The sequence below is a fragment of the Arthrobacter sp. 05N429 genome, from assembly GCF_056397045.1.
The window spans coordinates 91770-108049 of the sequence record NZ_JBFTMQ010000001.1; the positions used below are offsets into that span (position 1 = coordinate 91770).

Annotated in this window: 17 protein-coding genes; 8 read left to right on the forward strand and 9 right to left on the reverse strand. The window is 66.3% G+C overall.

Annotated elements, in window-relative coordinates:
• Window positions 1–275: 275 nt before the first annotated feature.
• Together AC1DF4_RS00450 and AC1DF4_RS00455 are read right to left on the reverse strand one after the other, a co-directional pair.
• The gene (locus tag AC1DF4_RS00450) at window positions 276–1238 is read right to left on the reverse strand and encodes a hypothetical protein (RefSeq protein WP_476911055.1); all 963 of its coding nucleotides are present in this window, start codon (window positions 1236–1238) and stop codon (window positions 276–278) included.
• Between the two features lie 1128 nt (window positions 1239–2366).
• Window positions 2367–2792, reverse strand: coding sequence for a PLD nuclease N-terminal domain-containing protein (locus tag AC1DF4_RS00455; RefSeq protein ID WP_476911056.1), 426 nt, complete (start codon window positions 2790–2792; stop codon window positions 2367–2369).
• 149 nt (window positions 2793–2941) lie between these two features.
• Between AC1DF4_RS00455 and AC1DF4_RS00460 the strand changes: the two genes are divergently transcribed.
• Entirely contained in the window at window positions 2942–3250 is a 309-nt protein-coding gene (locus AC1DF4_RS00460) for a DUF4229 domain-containing protein (RefSeq protein ID WP_476911057.1), read from the forward strand.
• Between the two features lie 101 nt (window positions 3251–3351).
• Here the strand turns inward: AC1DF4_RS00460 and AC1DF4_RS00465 are convergent, their stop codons facing one another.
• From AC1DF4_RS00465 to AC1DF4_RS00490, 6 genes are all read right to left on the reverse strand, one after another.
• Entirely contained in the window at window positions 3352–4233 is an 882-nt protein-coding gene (locus AC1DF4_RS00465) for a 1,4-dihydroxy-2-naphthoate polyprenyltransferase (RefSeq protein ID WP_441406377.1), read from the reverse strand.
• A 48-nt stretch (window positions 4234–4281) separates the two neighbouring features.
• Window positions 4282–5436, reverse strand: a complete 1155-nt coding sequence (locus tag AC1DF4_RS00470) for an AMP-binding protein (RefSeq protein ID WP_476911058.1) — start codon at window positions 5434–5436, stop codon at window positions 4282–4284.
• A gap of 27 nt (window positions 5437–5463) precedes the next feature.
• Entirely contained in the window at window positions 5464–6417 is a 954-nt protein-coding gene (locus tag AC1DF4_RS00475) for a 1,4-dihydroxy-2-naphthoyl-CoA synthase (RefSeq protein WP_476911059.1), read from the reverse strand.
• A gap of 21 nt (window positions 6418–6438) precedes the next feature.
• The gene (locus AC1DF4_RS00480; protein ID WP_476911060.1) at window positions 6439–6879 is read right to left on the reverse strand and encodes a VOC family protein; all 441 of its coding nucleotides are present in this window, start codon (window positions 6877–6879) and stop codon (window positions 6439–6441) included.
• A 161-nt stretch (window positions 6880–7040) separates the two neighbouring features.
• A complete protein-coding gene (locus AC1DF4_RS00485; protein WP_476911061.1) occupies window positions 7041–7526 on the reverse strand; it encodes a hypothetical protein in 486 nt (161 codons plus the stop codon).
• Entirely contained in the window at window positions 7513–8274 is a 762-nt protein-coding gene (locus AC1DF4_RS00490; RefSeq protein WP_476911062.1) for a lysostaphin resistance A-like protein, read from the reverse strand. The genes AC1DF4_RS00485 and AC1DF4_RS00490 overlap by 14 nt, the downstream gene beginning before the upstream one ends.
• Before the next feature lie 52 nt (window positions 8275–8326).
• On the opposite strand from AC1DF4_RS00490, the gene AC1DF4_RS00495 reads away from it, so the two are divergent.
• The 5 genes from AC1DF4_RS00495 to AC1DF4_RS00515 all read left to right on the forward strand — a co-directional run bounded on the left by AC1DF4_RS00495 (window position 8327) and on the right by AC1DF4_RS00515 (window position 14482).
• Window positions 8327–9310: a metal ABC transporter substrate-binding protein gene (locus tag AC1DF4_RS00495; RefSeq protein WP_476911063.1), complete on the forward strand. Its 984-nt coding sequence runs from the start codon at window positions 8327–8329 to the stop codon at window positions 9308–9310.
• The gene (locus AC1DF4_RS00500) at window positions 9307–10110 is read left to right on the forward strand and encodes a metal ABC transporter ATP-binding protein (RefSeq protein WP_476911064.1); all 804 of its coding nucleotides are present in this window, start codon (window positions 9307–9309) and stop codon (window positions 10108–10110) included. Before AC1DF4_RS00495 ends, AC1DF4_RS00500 begins: the two co-directional genes overlap by 4 nt.
• A 3-nt stretch (window positions 10111–10113) precedes the next feature.
• Window positions 10114–10989, forward strand: a complete 876-nt coding sequence (locus AC1DF4_RS00505; RefSeq protein ID WP_476911065.1) for a metal ABC transporter permease — start codon at window positions 10114–10116, stop codon at window positions 10987–10989.
• 112 nt (window positions 10990–11101) lie between these two features.
• Window positions 11102–12757 carry an ABC-F family ATP-binding cassette domain-containing protein gene (locus tag AC1DF4_RS00510; protein ID WP_476911066.1) on the forward strand — a complete coding sequence of 552 codons (1656 nt, stop codon included), beginning with the start codon at window positions 11102–11104 and terminating at the stop codon, window positions 12755–12757.
• Between the two features lie 264 nt (window positions 12758–13021).
• Complete coding sequence (locus AC1DF4_RS00515; protein WP_476911067.1) at window positions 13022–14482, forward strand: amino acid permease; 1461 nt, start codon at window positions 13022–13024, stop codon at window positions 14480–14482.
• Between the two features lie 308 nt (window positions 14483–14790).
• Here AC1DF4_RS00515 and AC1DF4_RS00520 read toward each other — a convergent pair whose 3' ends face one another.
• The gene (locus tag AC1DF4_RS00520; RefSeq protein WP_069949555.1) at window positions 14791–14967 is read right to left on the reverse strand and encodes a CsbD family protein; all 177 of its coding nucleotides are present in this window, start codon (window positions 14965–14967) and stop codon (window positions 14791–14793) included.
• A 145-nt stretch (window positions 14968–15112) separates the two neighbouring features.
• Between AC1DF4_RS00520 and AC1DF4_RS00525 the strand changes: the two genes are divergently transcribed.
• On the forward strand, window positions 15113–15571 hold the full coding sequence (locus AC1DF4_RS00525; protein ID WP_476911068.1) for an SRPBCC family protein: 459 nt from the start codon (window positions 15113–15115) through the stop codon (window positions 15569–15571).
• Window positions 15571–16248: a pentapeptide repeat-containing protein gene (locus AC1DF4_RS00530; RefSeq protein ID WP_476911069.1), complete on the forward strand. Its 678-nt coding sequence runs from the start codon at window positions 15571–15573 to the stop codon at window positions 16246–16248. Before AC1DF4_RS00525 ends, AC1DF4_RS00530 begins: the two co-directional genes overlap by 1 nt.
• Window positions 16249–16280: the final 32 nt, after the last annotated feature.

The window sequence follows — 16280 nt, forward strand, 5'->3', positions numbered from 1 at the left end:
TGCAGGGCTGGTTGGGATTGGCGCTACCTGGGCTCGAAGGTGGTCTGTGAATCGAGTGTTCCAGACAGCTCCACCACCCACGCTGTCCGTCGATTCGCCAGGAACGGCCGCTAAACCACCTCGAACATCACACATTTGCCACAAGTGGCCGCTATTCCGCCCCAGCTAGCGGCCATTCGCGTCAGATGGGTGGCCGAGGAGGTGCCGTGCTGGCCAAGACATCGCCCATTTGCCACATGTGGCCGCCAAGTTACCCCGCTTAGCGGCCATTCGCGTCAGGTCGGTGTGGCAGTGGCGGTACGCCTTGGGCTCCGACGTGGTTCGGGCGTCCAGCCGCGCTCCGTCAGCGCCGCCCGTACCCGGGTCACGGCAGTCGGGTCCATGCCGGGTGCCAACGGCTCAAGGTCCCGCTGCGTCAGGACCACAACGCGCCACCCGGCATCCCTGGCGTTTTCGTCCCGGTAGATGTCGCTGCGGCGCTGCGACGGATCGGCATGATGCCCGCCGTCGTACTGGATCGCAATCTTCTCCCGATCGTAGGACAGGTCCGGGTCCTGGATCCAACCGCCGGTCTCGTCGAAAATCGGGACATTGATTCCGGGTTCCGGCAGACCGTGGCGGATCAGGAGAAGCCGGAGTTCGGTCTCTTTGGGGGAGTCGGTGTTGGCGCGCATCAGGGCCCGGGCACGCAAGGCACACCGGTAGCCCGTCCTGCCCTGTTTCCCTGCGAGGAATGCGTCCAGGGCATCGACCGTGGTCAGCGGGTTCCTCCGGCGCAGAAGGAAGTCGCCGGCAATCACCAGTTCATGGAGGCTCAGGATGCCAGCGAGGTCAAACCAGGTCCGCAGCGGAGAAGTGCAGCGCACCCTGACCCCGGCCACGATCTCCTCAGGTTTGAGTGACTGCTGGTGGCCTACGACATTCTTGTGCCGCACGGCCCGCCGGCCCGAATCATTGGTCAGATGGACAACAGCCAGGTCCTCCAATGCCAGTGGCAGGGGAAATCCCCACAGAACTGCTGCAGACAGGTGGCTCACGACGGCGCCGGTCACAGCAGCCAGGGCACGCAAACGTTCCAGCAGAGTGTCCTTTGTGGCAGCCGCGGCGCGCACTCCGTGGCAGGGCTTGACGAGATCCCGGGCCCTGGTCCGACGTCGGCTCAGCCCGGCGGCGTGGGCCTCGGCCACGGTGAAGGGCCGGCTTCGAAGCTGCGAGGGAAGCGCGCTGGGCTGGTGCATACGAGCATTCTGGCCCCGAAGGGAGGGCGCTAGGTGGTTATCCACAGAGTGGAGGAGAAGTTCCTATGGACAAGTCCTCACATGCGACCATCCCGAAATCGACACATGATCGAAGAGCCTGCGACGGTAATCAGCGCGGCAACAATGCCCGTGACGCCACCTATCCAAGATCCAACGATTAAGCCCACCCCTCGAAGGTCCAGTCCTCGACCTTCTGACAGACCGGGGACATATGGAGGCGGGATCAGCTGCGCAACCACGCCACCCGCAAACGCCGCGTAGATAAGGCAGCCAAGGATGCCGAGGATCAGGTATCGAGGCACCCACCCTTTGGATAACCTGCGGTGAGCGACATTTCCCGTCATCACCAGGAGACCGCTTGGGACGCTGGACAACACCAAAAACGCGACAAGCTCGAAGTCGTTGTAATCCACAGTCCCTTGGTCCGCCCTCTCGGCGCTGCTTGGGCACCTCGTTCAAGCACCCGTCCGCCAGCCTAGCGGTGCACACCAGCCGGCCCTTCTCTCCCCAGTGAGGTTCCCATAATCAGGTGGCGGTTTTGTGGTGTCGGGACGTGGCGCGCCTTTCCGTCGCCAGAATGCTGAAATGATCCTTATGCATTCACCGGGAGTGCACAAAGGGGGAAATTAAATGCTGACCTGCATTCGCGAGCGGCAGGAGGCGCTGGGAGCTACTCGGGGTCGACGCATTTACAGCTATGCCTCTGGCGCTGTGATCCTTGTCCTCATGGCTCTGGTTTTTGCGGGCCTCGCACCTCAGGGGATTTTCTGGATCGTATTCCCTGTGTCCCTCGTTTTGGACGGCTTCTTGACCAGAAAATGGATCAGAGAGGATGTTCTCAAGGCTCACCGAGCCGGGCTGGCTCAGTAAAGTAGCTGCGCCCGCGTCAGCGCGATCGTTGGCCGGAGGAGCTGTGCGGGGGAGGCGTACGCCTTGTGGCCGGCAGCCGCGGGGTGCGGTTGAGCGGTGGCGATTTACCGGAGATTGCCGCTAAGAGGGACCGTATTCCGGCCATCTGTGGCGAACGGCTGCAGCTAGGGTCCGGGGGTGCTGGCCCTGAGCGGCCGCAAATGGACGGGACCGATGACCGGAAGCGGCGGCCCGGTGCTACTTGACCTCGTCGGTGCCCTGCGTGTCGCCGCTGCCGGAGGCCTCGCCGGACTCGGAGCCGCGGGGGTCGTGGGTGCCCTTAGCGTCGTCGGCCTTGCGCTCCTTGGCGTCCAACTCGTCCTTGAGCTTCTTGAGCCGGTCGGCTTCGGCCTGCTTGCGGCGGCGGAGTTCGAGGTTGCGCAGGAAGTCCGGGTCGTCGTCGGGCGCGATGGGGTGGCTGTAAGTGGGGCGCGCCGGGCTGGTGCCGCGCGGCCGGCCAATGAGGAACCACAGGATGGCACCGATCACCGGCAGGACGATCTGCACTACAATCCATGCCGGCTTCGAAATGCCCTTTGTCTGGCGAGGGTCAGTGCGGATCACGTCGACGAGTCCGTAGACAAACACGACGATAACGGCGACGACAATCACTACGCGGAGCATGTAATCAGTCTAGCCTCCGGGGGAGTCTCCGGCTTCTTCCGATATTCCGGTCTCCGAGGACCGCCGTCGGAGCATCCCCTAGGGCGAGCGGAGGGGCCGGATGCAGGCCGCGGTGGGCCGGGCCGCCGCCGGGCGGCTAAACTTGGAGCGTGGCTTTCCTGAAATACTCCCTGATCCGGCTGGCGCTCTTCGTGCCGTTGTTCGCGCTGTTCGTCTACCTCCAGCTCGGATGGTTCCTGGCCGTCCTCTGCGCGGGAATGATGGCGTTCGCGATCAGCTTCCTCTTCTTCCAGAAGCAGCGCGACGCCGCCGCCGCATCGCTCCACCAGCGGTTCTCAGGCAATGCCAAGCCGTTGCGCAGCGCCGGGGAAGTGGACGACGCCGACGCCGAAGACCGCCTGGTCGACGAACACCCGGACATCACCGTCCACACGGACAGCCGCCCGAAGGACAGCTAGCCGCTAACGGACCTCAGCGGCCGGAGAGCGGGTGGCTCCCCGGCGGCACCTGGCCCCGGAGGCACCCGGCTCACGGAGCCGATCCTGCTAGTGCGCCACCCCTAGAACCCGTGGCTCAGCACCAGGCCCAGTGAGAAGAGGACCGCGTAGCCGAGGTTGATCAGCCCGGTCTGCTTGAGCACCGGAATCAGGCTCTTGCGGCGCCGGCCGGCGATCATCAGCCAGGACGGCATCAGGCTGGCCGGGATCAGCAGCAGCACAATCAGCATCCACGGACGGGTCGGCGCCAGCACGATCGGCAGCAGGATCGCGACGGCGAGCATCAGCACGTAGGCTTCCCGGGCATGCTTGTCGCCGAGCCGCACGGCCAGGGTCTTCTTCCCGGCCTTCCGGTCGGTGGGGATGTCACGGACGTTGTTGGCCATCAGCAGCGCGCAGGCGATCAGGCCCGTCCCGATCGCGCCGATGATGGCGGCGAGGCTGATCTGCCCGGCCTGCGTGTACGTCGTGCCCAAGGTGGCAACCAGGCCGAAGAACACAAAGACAAACAAGTCGCCCAGGCCCATGTAGCCGTAAGGGTTCTTACCGCCCGTATAGCCCCACGCCGCGAGGACACAGCCGATGCCCACCAGGATCAGCCACCACGTCTGCGAGAGGATGACCAGGGCCAGCCCGAACACCATCGCCAGTCCGAACGCGGCGAACGCGGCGTACTTGACGTGCTCGGGCTTGGCGGCGCCGGAGCCGACCAGCCGGAGCGGGCCCACCCGGTCCTCATCGGTGCCGCGGATGCCGTCCGAGTAGTCGTTGGCGTAGTTCACGCCGATCTGCAGCAGCAGGGCCACCAGCGCGGCCAGCACGGCATGGAGCGGCAGGAATGCGTCCATCTCGTATGCGGCGGCGGTGCCGATCAGGACAGGCGCGATCGCGGCCGGCAGGGTGCGCAGTCGGGCGCCTTGGATCCATTGAGCGGCTGTTGCCACGTTCAGTACCTCGTGTTGGTTTGGTGAGACCGGGAGTGCCCGGCGGTTCTATTTTCCCTGATGCAGCTCGGTGAGCCGAACCGTCATCGCCAGGCGGTCCGGTTTCCCGTTCGGGAGCATCAGAAGTTCACCGGCGGCCAGCACGGTTTTCGGGGCCGTCGGGCCCAGAGCCGGCGCCCAGTCAGCCGATGCGCTGAAGGCCCGGATGCCTTCCGGCGAGCTGTCGGACAGCGCCACGTACGCGGCAAGCGCCTGCCCCCACTCGGCGGACGGAACCCCGGCGACGAAGGCGGCCCGAACGCCGTCGAGCTTCTCCAGCTCCGCCTGCACATGCGTGGCGGAGACTTTCACGCCGCCGGTGATGACGACGTCGTCGGCCCGGCCCAGGACGGTCAGCTTCCCGTCGGCGTCCAGCTCGCCGAGATCGTTGGTCCGGTACCAGCGGACTCCGTCGTCCTCCACAAACGCCTCAGCGCTCATTTCCGGGGCATCCAGGTAGCCGGCGGCGATCGTGGCTCCGCCGAGCAGGATCCGGCCGTCCGCATCCACCCGGACCAGCACGTCCTCGAGCGGGACGCCGTCATACACGCAGCCTCCGCAGGTCTCGGCCGAGCCGTAGGTGGTCACCACCCGGACGCCGGCGTCGCGGGCGGCGGCCAGCAGCTCGGGTGCCGCCGGACCTCCGCCCAGCAACACCCCGTTGAAGCGCCGCAGCACAGCCAGCGTCCCGGCCGACGGCGAGTCCAGCAGCCGCTGCAGCTGGGTGGGCACGAGCGAGGTGAAGCGGATCTTGTCCGTCAATTCCAACGCCGCCTCGGTGAAAGCCTCGGGGGTAAACCCGCGGCTGAGGTCCATCGCCCAGGGCCGGGTGCCGGCGAACAGCGAGCGGACCAGCACCTGGACACCGGCCACGTACTGCACGGGCAGGGCGAGCAGCCACTGTCCCTCGCCCTTCAGCGCGACGGCTGTTGCCACCGAGGACGCCGCCAGGGCGTCCACGGTCAGGACGGTCGCTTTGGGCGTGCCGGTGGAGCCGGAGGTCCGCACCACGACGGCGGCGTCCTCGTAGCCCGCTGTGTCCAATGCGGAGACCACAACGCTTCCATCGGGGCCGGCGGAAAGTTCGACGGCGGGACCCTCGCCGTGGAGGGCGTCCGCCAGGGCCTTGAGCGCGGGCTCGATGTTCGGGTGCTGGGAGGTCAAGGGGCTGCCTTCGGTGTAGAACGGGGATTAGAAGTAGTACGGGAACCGGGACCAGTCCGGATCGCGCTTCTCCAGGAAGGCGTCCTTGCCCTCCACCGCCTCGTCCGTCATGTACGCGAGCCGGGTGGCTTCCCCGGCGAACACCTGCTGGCCGGCCAGGCCGTCGTCGGCCAGGTTGAAGGCAAACTTGAGCATCCGGAGGGCCTGCGGGGACTGCCGGGCGATGTCCGCGGCGTATTCCAGCGCGACCTCTTCGAGCCGCTCGTGGTCCACGGCCTCGTTGACGGCGCCCATGCGGACCATGTCCTCGGCCGAGTATTCCCGCGCCAGGAAGAAGATCTCACGTGCGGCCTTCTGGCCGATCTGGCGGGCCAGCAGCGCCGAGCCGTAGCCGGCGTCGAAACTGCCCACGGTGGCGTCGGTCTGCTTGAACTTGCCGTGCTCGCGGGAGGCGATGGTCAGGTCCGAGACGACGTGCAGGGAATGCCCGCCGCCGGCCGCCCAGCCGTTGACGACGGCGATGACCACCTTGGGCATGGTGCGCATGAGCCGCTGGACTTCCAGGATGTGCAGCCGGCCGGCGCGGGCGGGGTCGATGGTCTCCTGCGTTTCACCCTCCGCATACCGGTACCCGTCACGGCCGCGGATCCGCTGGTCGCCGCCGGAGCAGAACGAGTGGCCGCCGTCCTTGGCTGAGGGGCCGTTGCCGGTGAGCAGCACGGTGGCGACGTCCGGGGTCATCCGGGCGTGGTCCATGGCGCGGTACAGCTCGTCCACGGTGCCCGGGCGGAAGGCATTGCGCACCTCGGGCCGGTTGAAGGCGATGCGGACCGTGGGCAGGTCCCGCACCACGGTGCCGTCCGCGGAACGCTCCACCTGCCGGTGGTAGGTCATGTCCTGGAAGTCGTCGAAGCCGGACACAGTGCGCCAGCGGGTGGGGTCAAAGACGTCGGACACCTTGGCGGGGATTTCGTTGCTCACAGTCCGAGTCTAGTAATCGGCTCAGCTGATGCAGAACTCGTTGCCTTCGGGGTCCGCCATGGTGTGCCAGGAATGCGGCCCCTGGCTGGCCGTCCAGAGGAAGGTGGCGCCGCGGGCTTCGAGGGCGGCGCGCGCCTGGTCCTTGTCCGCTCCGGCGAGCCTTACGTCCCAATGGATCCGGTTCTTGATGGTCTTTTCCTCCGGGACGGTCTGGAAGAGGATGCGCCGCTCGGGCGATTTGGAGTCGAGTTCCTCGGGCGGGCGGATTGCGGCCCCGGCACCCCACACCAGCTTGCCCTGATGCAGCTTTGTTTCCGCCTCCGTGGCGAATCCCTGTGCGATCATCGAGCGGATGAAGGCCTCGTCCTGCGGTTCCACGGCCCACTCAAGCGTTTCGGCCCACCAATCGGCGAGCTCATGCGGGTTCCGGCAGTCGACGGCAATCTGGATGTTGAGTGTCATGGAAAGAACCTACGACGTCGGCGCGTGCGGCGGTAGGGGTGCCGGTTCCTGACAACCCGCGCGAGTTGGCATTTCGCGGCAGTGTTCCCGCCCGGGACTGCCGTCAACTGCACAGTCGACGGCGGGATGTTCGACGGCGGCACGCGACGGGACGCCGGACCTCAGGGTGCGCCGGGGGAGCCTTTGCCATCGCGGCCAACGAGACTCCGGACTAAGGCAACGATCTGGGCGATGATGCCGATCGCCGAGCCCGCCATCGCCGCCACCAGCACAACGCGTGCAACCAGGGCCCAGTCCAGGGTGTAGCCGCTGAAATCGAACGGAAAGACCTGCCAGAGTTGCGCCAGAACCAGCAACCCGATGCCGAGGGTGGCGAGGTTGGCCAGTGCTTTCATCCACGGACGGTCAATCAACAGGCAGGCGAAGTTGGCCACCATGCCGGCAATCAGCGAAAAATTCACGATGCCGATCACCTGGCGGGTGTCTTCGGTGAGGAAGGGGAGCGCCCACCAGCCCGGCCACACGTTGCCGGCGTACAGCAGCGCGGCGTTGACCGCGATGCCGATGGCATAGCCCGGCCGGCGGGAAGCGGACCCGCGCCGGCCGCGCAGGGCCGCAGTGGCGCTGTCAGGGTCAGGGCTGGACATTCTGGAGTTGCTCCATCAGGTCCGGCGGGATGGCGTAGATGAAGATGACGGCCAGCAGGTTCTTCGAGGCGTGGACGAAGTAGGCGAACATCACGTTCTTGCCGGTCCAGACGTACACGAAGACCAGGACGGCGCCCATCGCGAGGTAGGGCATCAGTACCGGAAGGGTCAGGTCCTCCTGGCCCACGATGTGCAGGCCCGCGAACAGCACGACGGACAAGGCGCAGCACACCCACAGGTTGACCCGCCGGCTGAGCTTGCCGATCAGCAAGTGCCGGAAGATGTACTCCTCCACGAAGGGACCCACGATCACCAGCAGGGGCACCATCAGCCAGGCCGGCACCTGCTGCATGAGCGCCTGCAGGCCGGCCTGGTTGGCGGACGTCTGCGGCGGACCGGTCAGCGAGACGAAGATCGCCGTGAGGATCATCATGGCCACCACCGCGACGGGGACCATCAGCATGGTGAACCACGGTCTGGTGGCAAGGACCCTCAGGTCCCGGGCCGCGACCTGCCGGACGGCGGCCAGGGCAAGGATCCCGATGCCGCCATAGAAGATCAGGTTGACGGAGTATGACGCCACGGCCGGGTTCGGCGACAACTGCAGCATCAGCGGGACCAGCAGCCCGCCGGCCACGGCGAAGAAGACGGCCACAGCCACATAGAGGCCAGCCGTAAAGAAATCGAGCCGCGAGAACCGGTAAAGTTCCGGCCGCGGTGCGGGTGGTGTGCGGAGAGCGGTGCCCATGCCCCCAGCCTAGCGTCGGGGGAGGACAGCGTGGTCAAGTAAGATATTCGGCATGCCTAAATATTTGTTTCGGTGCGCCAAAGTCGTCCGCCGGGCCCGCTGCCTCCGCACTGCCGGACGCGGCCCCAAAAGTGGCGGAGCCGCCGTCGCCGCCGTTCTTCTGTGCCTGTCCCTGGCCGCCTGCGGAGGCGCCGGCCAGGGCGCCGGGGACGGGAAGCCCGTGGTGCTGACCACGTTCACCGTGCTGGCCGACGTGGCGCAGAACGTGGCCGGGGATAAGCTGCAGGTCGAATCCATCACCAAGGCCGGCGCGGAAATCCACGGGTACGAGCCCACGCCGGGGGACATCCGCAAGGCGTCGAGGGCGGACCTGATCCTGGACAACGGACTGAACCTTGAGGCGTGGTTTGGGCAGTTCGTGGAAGGCCTGGACGTCCCGCACGCCGTGGTGAGCGAGGGTGTGGAGGTGATGTCCATCAGCGAAGACTCGTACCAGGGCAAACCGAACCCGCATGCGTGGATGTCGCCGGTCAACGTCCAGATCTATGTGGACAACATGGTGGAGGCATTCTCGAAGCTCGACCCGGATAACGCCGCGGTCTTCGAGGCGAACGGCGCGGCCTACAAGGCCGAGCTGCAGTCCGTGAAGGACGAAATGGTCGAGAAGCTCGCCACCGTCCCCGAGGCGCAGCGCGCGCTGGTGACGTGCGAGGGCGCCTTCTCGTACCTGGCGCGCGACGCCGGCCTCCGTGAGGTCTACATCTGGGCCGTCAACGCCGAACAGCAGGCCACCCCGCAACAGATCACCAAGGCCATCGAATTCGTGAAAACCAACAAGGTCCCCGCCGTCTTCTGCGAGTCCACGGTATCCGACGCCCCCATGCGCCAGGTGGTGGGAGCCACGGGTTCGACGTTCGGCGGGGTGCTCTACGTCGATTCGCTCTCCGAGGCGGACGGGCCGGTCCCCACGTACCTGGACCTCATCCGGCACGACTCCAAACTCATCACCGAAGGCCTGACGGGAGCGGCATCATGAGCAGTCCGGCCATCCTCGTGGAAAACGTCACCGTCCACTACGGCGACGTCCTGGCGCTCGACGCCGCGTCGCTGTCCCTCGACGCCGCCCGGATCTGCGGCCTCGTGGGCATGAACGGCTCCGGCAAATCCACGCTGTTCAAGGCGATCATGGGCATGATCAAACCCGACGCCGGCCGTGTCCTGATCAATGGTGAACCGCCGGCCAAGGCGCGCAAGGCCGGCGGAATCGGCTACGTCCCGCAGAGCGAGGACGTGGACTGGCAGTTCCCGCTGTCCGTCCGCGACGTGGTGATGATGGGCCGCTACGGACACCAGGGGTTCACCCGCCGGGCTTCCAAGGCGGACCGCGCCGCCGTCGACCTCGCCCTGGACCGGGTGGAACTGTCCGAATTCGCCCACCGGCAGATCGGCCAGCTCTCCGGCGGCCAGAAGAAGCGCGCCTTCGTGGCCCGGGGAATCGCCCAGGGAGCCACCATGATGCTCCTGGACGAGCCGTTCGCCGGGGTGGACAAGCGCTCCGAGGCCACCATCACGCGCCTGCTCAAAGAACTCGCCGCGGACGGCTGCACCATCCTGATCTCGACCCATGACCTGCACGCCCTGCCCCAGCTCTGCGACGAAGCCGTGCTCCTGATGCGCAAGGTCCTGATGCACGGCCCGCCCGAGGTGGTGCTGCAGCCGGAGCACCTGGCCATGGCGTTCGGCCTCGACGTCCTCAACCGGGAGCCGCCTGACGCCGGCCGCGCTGACCGGGAGCTTCCCGACGCCGGCCTTTCCAACCAACTGGGCAGGAGCTGAACCATGGAACTCTTCGACATCCTGCTGGAACCGCTGGGCTACGACTTTATGGTCCGCGCCATCGTCACCACGGCGCTCGCCGCGATCGTGTGCGCCGTCCTGAGCTGCTGGCTGGTGCTGATCGGCTGGTCGCTGATGGGCGACGCCGTCTCCCACGCCGTGCTGCCCGGCGTCGTGCTCGCCTACATCGTCGGGGCGCCCTTCGCGCTGGGGGCCCTCGTGTTCGCGCTGATTGCCGTGACCCTGATCGGGGTGGTCCGCAACACCAGCCGGGTCAAGGAAGACGCCGCGATCGGGATCGTGTTCACCTCGCTGTTCGCTCTGGGCCTGGTGCTCATCTCCGTCACACCGAGCCAGACCGACCTGAACCACATCATCTTCGGCAACCTGCTCGGCGTCAGCATCCCCGACCTCATCCAGGTCCTGGTCCTGGGCGTCGTCGCTTTCACCATCCTGATCCTTAAGCGGCGCGACCTGACGCTGTACGCCTTCGACCCCACGCACGCCCACGCGATCGGCCTGTCCCCGAAACGCCTCGGAGCCCTGCTGCTGGGCCTCCTGGCCCTGACCTCCGTGGTGGCGCTGCAGACCGTGGGCGTGGTGCTCGTGGTGGCCATGCTGATCATCCCCGGCGCCACGGCCTACCTGCTGACGGACCGGTTCTCCCGCATGCTGGTGATCGCTCCGGTCATTTCGGCGGTGTGCTCCATCGCCGGCATCTACCTCAGCTACTACCTCGACACCGCCTCCGGCGCCATGGTGGTACTGACGCAGGCTGCCGCCTTCGCCGTCGTCTATCTGTTCAGCCCCCGGCAGGGCCTGATCGGGACCCGGCTGGCGAAGGCCCGCCGCAAAAAAGCGGTTGCGCTCGCGGTCTGAGCAGCCGTCCGACGGCGGCACGCGCCGCAGTACCAAAGGGACAGCCGACGGTGTCATACTTGACGACGCAAGCCGCCACCGGGCCGGCTGGGCACCCAATTGCGAGGACTCCTTGAGCGAACATCTCCATCTTTCGGGCGTATCCCACGGTTACGGGGACCGCCAGCTGTTCGCCGGCGTCGACATTGCCATCACGGCCGGTGAGCATGTGGCGATCGTCGGCGAAAACGGTGCGGGAAAATCCACGCTGCTCCGGATTCTGGCCGGACTCGAGGTCCCGGACGAGGGCAGCGCCGTCAGCCAAGGCAGAGTTGGCTATCTTGCCCAGACCCTGGGCCTGCCTGCCCCGTTCACCGTGAGCAACGCGATCGACGCGGCACTGGAATCGCTCCGCGCACTGGAGGCTGAGCTGGACCGGCTGGAAGACGGGCTGGCCGGCGCGGAAGCGGAAGAACTGGAGCGCTACGGAAACCTGCAGACCCAGTACCAGCTCAGGGAAGGCTACGCCGCGGAATCCCGGGTCGAGGCGGCGCTGGACAGGCTTGGACTGGGCGGGCTGGACCGGATGCGGACCCTGGGCTCGCTCTCCGGCGGGGAGCAGGAACGCGTGGCACTGGCCTGCGTGCTGGCTGACCCTGCGGACATCCTCCTCCTGGACGAACCCACCAACCACCTGGACGCCAGCGGCACGGCCTGGCTGGAGGCGCGGCTGGCGGCGCACCGCGGAAGCGTGGTGGTGGTCTCCCACGACCGCGTGCTGTTGCGCAAAGTGGCCTCAACCGTGATTGAGGTGGATGCCGAACGCCGGACCGTCAACCGGTACGGCAACGGCTACGAAGGCTACCTGCGGGAGAAGGCTGCCGAACGCCAGCGCTGGGCGCAGCAGTACCACGGGTGGCTGGACGCGATGGCTGCCGAACAGCTCCAGGCGGACACAGTCGCGGGGAAGATGGGCTACGCCCGCCGGCGCGACGGCGACAAAATGGGGTTCGACTTCAAGGCCGGCACGTGGCAAAAGGCGGCCAGCAGCAAGGTCCGCAATGCCCAGGAGCGCCTCCGCCGGCTGGAGGCAAACCCCATCGACCGTCCCCCGGTGCCCCTGACGCTGGCAACGGACCTGCGGGCGGACGTCGCGGCAGGCCCCGCGCTTGAAGCGAAGGGGGTGGCCGTGCCCGGCCGCCTGGAACCGACGGACTTGCGGGTCGAAGCGGGGCAGAAAATCCTCATCACGGGCCCCAACGGTGCCGGCAAGTCCACGTTGCTCTCCGTCCTCGCGGGCGCGCTGGCGCCGGCCCAGGGAACCGTCGTGCGGCACGGCCGCATCGGCTACCTGCAACAGGAGTTGGAGCTCCCGCAGCGCCCGGGATTGCGGCTCTTGCCCGCTTTTGCCTCGGGCCTGGGCGGCAACATCGATGAGCACGCCGAGGCGCTGCTGCGCCTGGGGCTGTTCCGGACCAGCGAATTCCACGTCCCGGTCGGCAGCCTTTCCGCAGGGCAACAGCGCAGGCTGGCGCTCGCCCGGCTCCTGCTGGGCGGGTTCGGGACGATGCTGGTGGACGAGCCCACCAACCATCTGGCGCCCGTGCTCGTGGAACAGCTTGAAGCGGCCCTCTCGGACTTTGCAGGAACACTGGTCATGGTCAGCCACGACCGCGCGCTGGGGGAATGGTTCAGCACGTGCACGGGGGAAAACAGCCCCGGGAGCCGCCCGGGGGATGGCGCCGGAAACTGGCTCCGTTATGCCATGCGGGACGGCGCCCTGGCCTAGCAGCCGGAGTCGCCCACGACATTAGCCGAACATCATTCGGCAATCTGGTCCTTGTGGCGTCATTGATTAGCGGTGGCACCCGTCTGATGTTGCCCGGGTCACGCCGGGGTCCTGAATGCTAGTACGATAGATGAGCCGCGCGAGCTTCGACACTTGTGAGGTTCGGTACATGTCTTGGCCCCTGTAAAGGGCTGAGGCCCGAATTATGTGTACCTGAATCCACGGTCCTGTCCCGGCCATACCTCGACCTACAAGGAAACAGCTGTGCCATCAATGACCCCCACAGAACTTAAGAGCCCGACAGCGCAATCCGCCGTCGTCGACTCGACTCTCAGCGCCGAGGGCTACAAAAAGTCCCTGAGCGGCCGTCAGGTCACCATGATCGCAATGGGCGGCGCCATCGGCGTCGGCCTCTTCATGGGTGCCGGCGGGCGCCTGGCCTCCACCGGGCCCGCGCTGATCTTCTCCTACGCCATTGCCGGCGTCATCGCTTACCTGCTGATGCGGGCCCTGGGTGAACTCATCATGTACCGCCAGACGTCGGGCTCGTTCGTCAGCTACGCCGGCGAAATGTTCGGCAAGAAGGGCGCGTACGTGTCCGGCTGGATGTACTTCATCAACTGGGCCATGACCGGCATCGCCGAGCTCATCGCGATCGGCCTGTACTTCCAGTTCTTCTTCCCCAACGTGCCGGTCGAACTGACGGCAATCGCGGCCCTGCTGCTGCTCGTGGGTGTCAACCTCCTGAGCGTCAAGGCATTCGGTGAATTCGAATTCTGGGCGTCCTGCCTCAAGGTCGGCGCCATCGTCATCTTCCTGGCCGTGGGCACCTTCATGGTGGTCACCAACGCCCAGGTGGGCGACGGCAACGCCTCGGTCAACAACCTCTTCGCTGCTGAAGGCGGGATGTTCCCCAAGGGTGCCCTCGTCATGATCCTGGTCCTGAACGCAGTGATCTTTGCCTACAACGGCATTGAGCTCGTCGGCATCACCGCCGGCGAAATGCAGGACCCGGCCAAGGAAGTGCCCAAGGCCATCCGCGCCGTCGTCTTCCGCATCGTGGTGTTCTACGTCGGTTCCGTGACGCTCCTGGCCATGCTGCTGCCCTCGGACCAGTACGTGGCCGGCACCTCGCCGTTCGTCACCGTGTTCGGCCAGATGGGCCTCGGCTGGATGGGCGACGTCATGAACATGATCGTCATCACCGCCGCGCTGTCCTCCTGCAACTCGGGCCTGTACTCGATCGGCCGGGTCTTCCGCACCATGGCCAACAATGGACATGCCCCGGAGTGGCTGACCAAGATGTCCAAGAGCCACGTGCCGTACGCCGCCATCCTGGCCATCGGCGGCGTCTACCTCGTAGGCATCCTGCTGAACATCTGGCTCGGCGGATCGCACGCCTTCGACCTCGCCCTGAACTCCGCATCGATCGGCGTCATCTTCACGTGGGGCGCCATCTTCGCCAGCCAGATCGCGCTGCGGAAGACCAAGGGCAAGGTTTCATCCCTGCCCGCGCCCGGCGGAGTCTGGGCCAGCTGGGCCGGCCTGATTGCCCTGCTGGCCATCACGGTGCTGATCGGCTTCGACACCATGACCAGCAAGACCGGCGAGGTCTTCCACCTCGGCCTCTGGACCCTGGCGACCATCCCGTTCTTCGCGCTCCTGCTGTGGCTTGGCTGGCACAAGGTCAAGAACAACGAACCCAAGAACGCGCTGTTCAACTAGCCTCACAAGGCAAGAACCAACGTGTACGACGGCGGGCCTCCGGTGAGGGGACCCGCCGTCGTTCGTTTAAGGGGTGGGCTGCCTGCGAGGGTGCGGGGGTGCTTTCCGGCGCTGCGCGCGGGTGGCCCGTGCGCAGGATGCGCCCATATGACGCGAATGGCCGCTAACCGGGGTGGTTTAGCGGCCATATGTGGTGAATCGGTGGGCCCGGGTGCAACATCAACCTGCCCACACAAGAACCCGGGCACACAAGAAAGGCGGCGCCGGACATCCCCCAAAGGAACGTCCGGCGCCGCCGTCTCGAAGGACTAATCCTTCTTGAAGGTGTCCTTGACGTTCTCGCCGACCTTCTTGGCGTCTGCGACTACCTGGTCCTTCTGGCCCTCGGCGCGCAACTCGTCATTGTTCGTCGCGTTTCCAGTAGCTTCCTTGGCCTTGCCGCCGAGGTGCTCTGCTTCGTTCTGAATCTTGTCTCCGATACCCATGGTGTGAACACCTTTCGTTTCCGGTTGAAATTCAACGTTCATTCACCCTAACACAAAGCATGCTTACTAATTCAAGGGGTTACCACGGGAGTGTCCGGTTCAAAAGAGGTGAAATGTGCCGCGGAGCCGGACTAGGCTCAATCCCATGGACCACAAAATCAGCCTGACCCAGCACGTCAACGCCCCGGCGGAGAAGGTGTGGGCGGTCATTTCCGACATCCCCGGATCCGCCGCGACCCTGTCCGGCATCGACTCGATCCAGATGCTGAGCGACGGACCCTACGGCGAGGGCACGCGCTGGAAGGAGACCCGCACCATGATGGGCAGGTCGGAAACCGTGGAGATGTGGGTGGCCCAGTCCGAACCGCCGCGGAGCACCACGGTGAAGGCGCTGCAGGGCAGGGCGGACTACACCTCACGCATGACACTGGCCGGCCGCGACGGCGGCACGGACCTGACAATGACGTTCGGCGCCGACCTGGTCAATCCCTCCCGGATGAGCAAACTGGCGATGGCGGTTTTCGGGAAGCTCGGCCTGCGCATCACCCGCAAGGCCCTCGCCAAGGACCTGGCGGAAATCGCGGCCAAGGCCGAGTCGCTCTAGTGGCGCGGGGCACCGCAGCGTCCAAGACGCCTAAAGTCACCGCACCGCGGCTTAGCCCCGTCCGGCTGGACGAGCTTCGGGACGACCCATCCCCGGACTTCCAATCCGGGGAGCGGTACGACGGCGTCCGGTACAGCAGGGCATCGGCCGACGGGCTGGAACTTGCCGGCACCGACTTCGCCGAGTGCGAGTTCCAGGGCGTTTCCTTCAATGAGACCCAGCTGCGCGGCGCCAGTTTCCGCGACTGCATCCTGGCGGAGGTGTACGCCCCCGTGTTCATGGCGGCCCGGAGCACCCTGCGCGACGTCGAGATAGGGAACCCGCGCTGGGGTTCCGCGGAGCTTTACGAGAGCGGCTGGCAGTCCGTACGGATCGACGGCGGCAAACTCGACTACGTGAACCTGCGCGGTTCCAAGCTCACGGACGTCCAGATCAGCGACTGCATCATCAGCGAACTGGACCTGGGCTCCTGCGCCGCGACGAGGGTGGCGCTGAAGAACTGCACCATCGGCACCCTCGACGTCGCTGGCGCCAGGCTTAAGGACTTCGACATCCGCGGCACGGACTTCCGCGCCATCAGCGGCCTGGAGAGTCTCGCCGGCCTCGTGATCGATGACTACCAGCTCGGCCTGCTGGCCCCGCTCATGGCGAGCCATCTCGGCGTCGTGGTTGCGTAATCCGGCGGTGTTCTGATTGACCCCCTTGCCGC

Excerpts from the sequence above, each read along its gene's own strand:
- AC1DF4_RS00490 (WP_476911062.1), bottom strand. The coding sequence starts at position 8,274 with ATGGGCACCGCTCTCCGCACACCACCCGCACCGCGGCCGGAACTTTAC.
- AC1DF4_RS00450 (WP_476911055.1), bottom strand. The coding sequence starts at position 1,238 with ATGCACCAGCCCAGCGCGCTTCCCTCGCAGCTTCGAAGCCGGCCCTTC.
- AC1DF4_RS00525 (WP_476911068.1), top strand. The coding sequence starts at position 15,113 with ATGGACCACAAAATCAGCCTGACCCAGCACGTCAACGCCCCGGCGGAG.
- AC1DF4_RS00480 (WP_476911060.1), bottom strand. The coding sequence starts at position 6,879 with ATGACACTCAACATCCAGATTGCCGTCGACTGCCGGAACCCGCATGAG.
- AC1DF4_RS00500 (WP_476911064.1), top strand. The coding sequence starts at position 9,307 with ATGAGCAGTCCGGCCATCCTCGTGGAAAACGTCACCGTCCACTACGGC.
- AC1DF4_RS00495 (WP_476911063.1), top strand. The coding sequence starts at position 8,327 with ATGCCTAAATATTTGTTTCGGTGCGCCAAAGTCGTCCGCCGGGCCCGC.
- AC1DF4_RS00505 (WP_476911065.1), top strand. The coding sequence starts at position 10,114 with ATGGAACTCTTCGACATCCTGCTGGAACCGCTGGGCTACGACTTTATG.
- AC1DF4_RS00455 (WP_476911056.1), bottom strand. The coding sequence starts at position 2,792 with ATGCTCCGCGTAGTGATTGTCGTCGCCGTTATCGTCGTGTTTGTCTAC.
- AC1DF4_RS00520 (WP_069949555.1), bottom strand. The coding sequence starts at position 14,967 with ATGGGTATCGGAGACAAGATTCAGAACGAAGCAGAGCACCTCGGCGGC.
- AC1DF4_RS00485 (WP_476911061.1), bottom strand. The coding sequence starts at position 7,526 with ATGTCCAGCCCTGACCCTGACAGCGCCACTGCGGCCCTGCGCGGCCGG.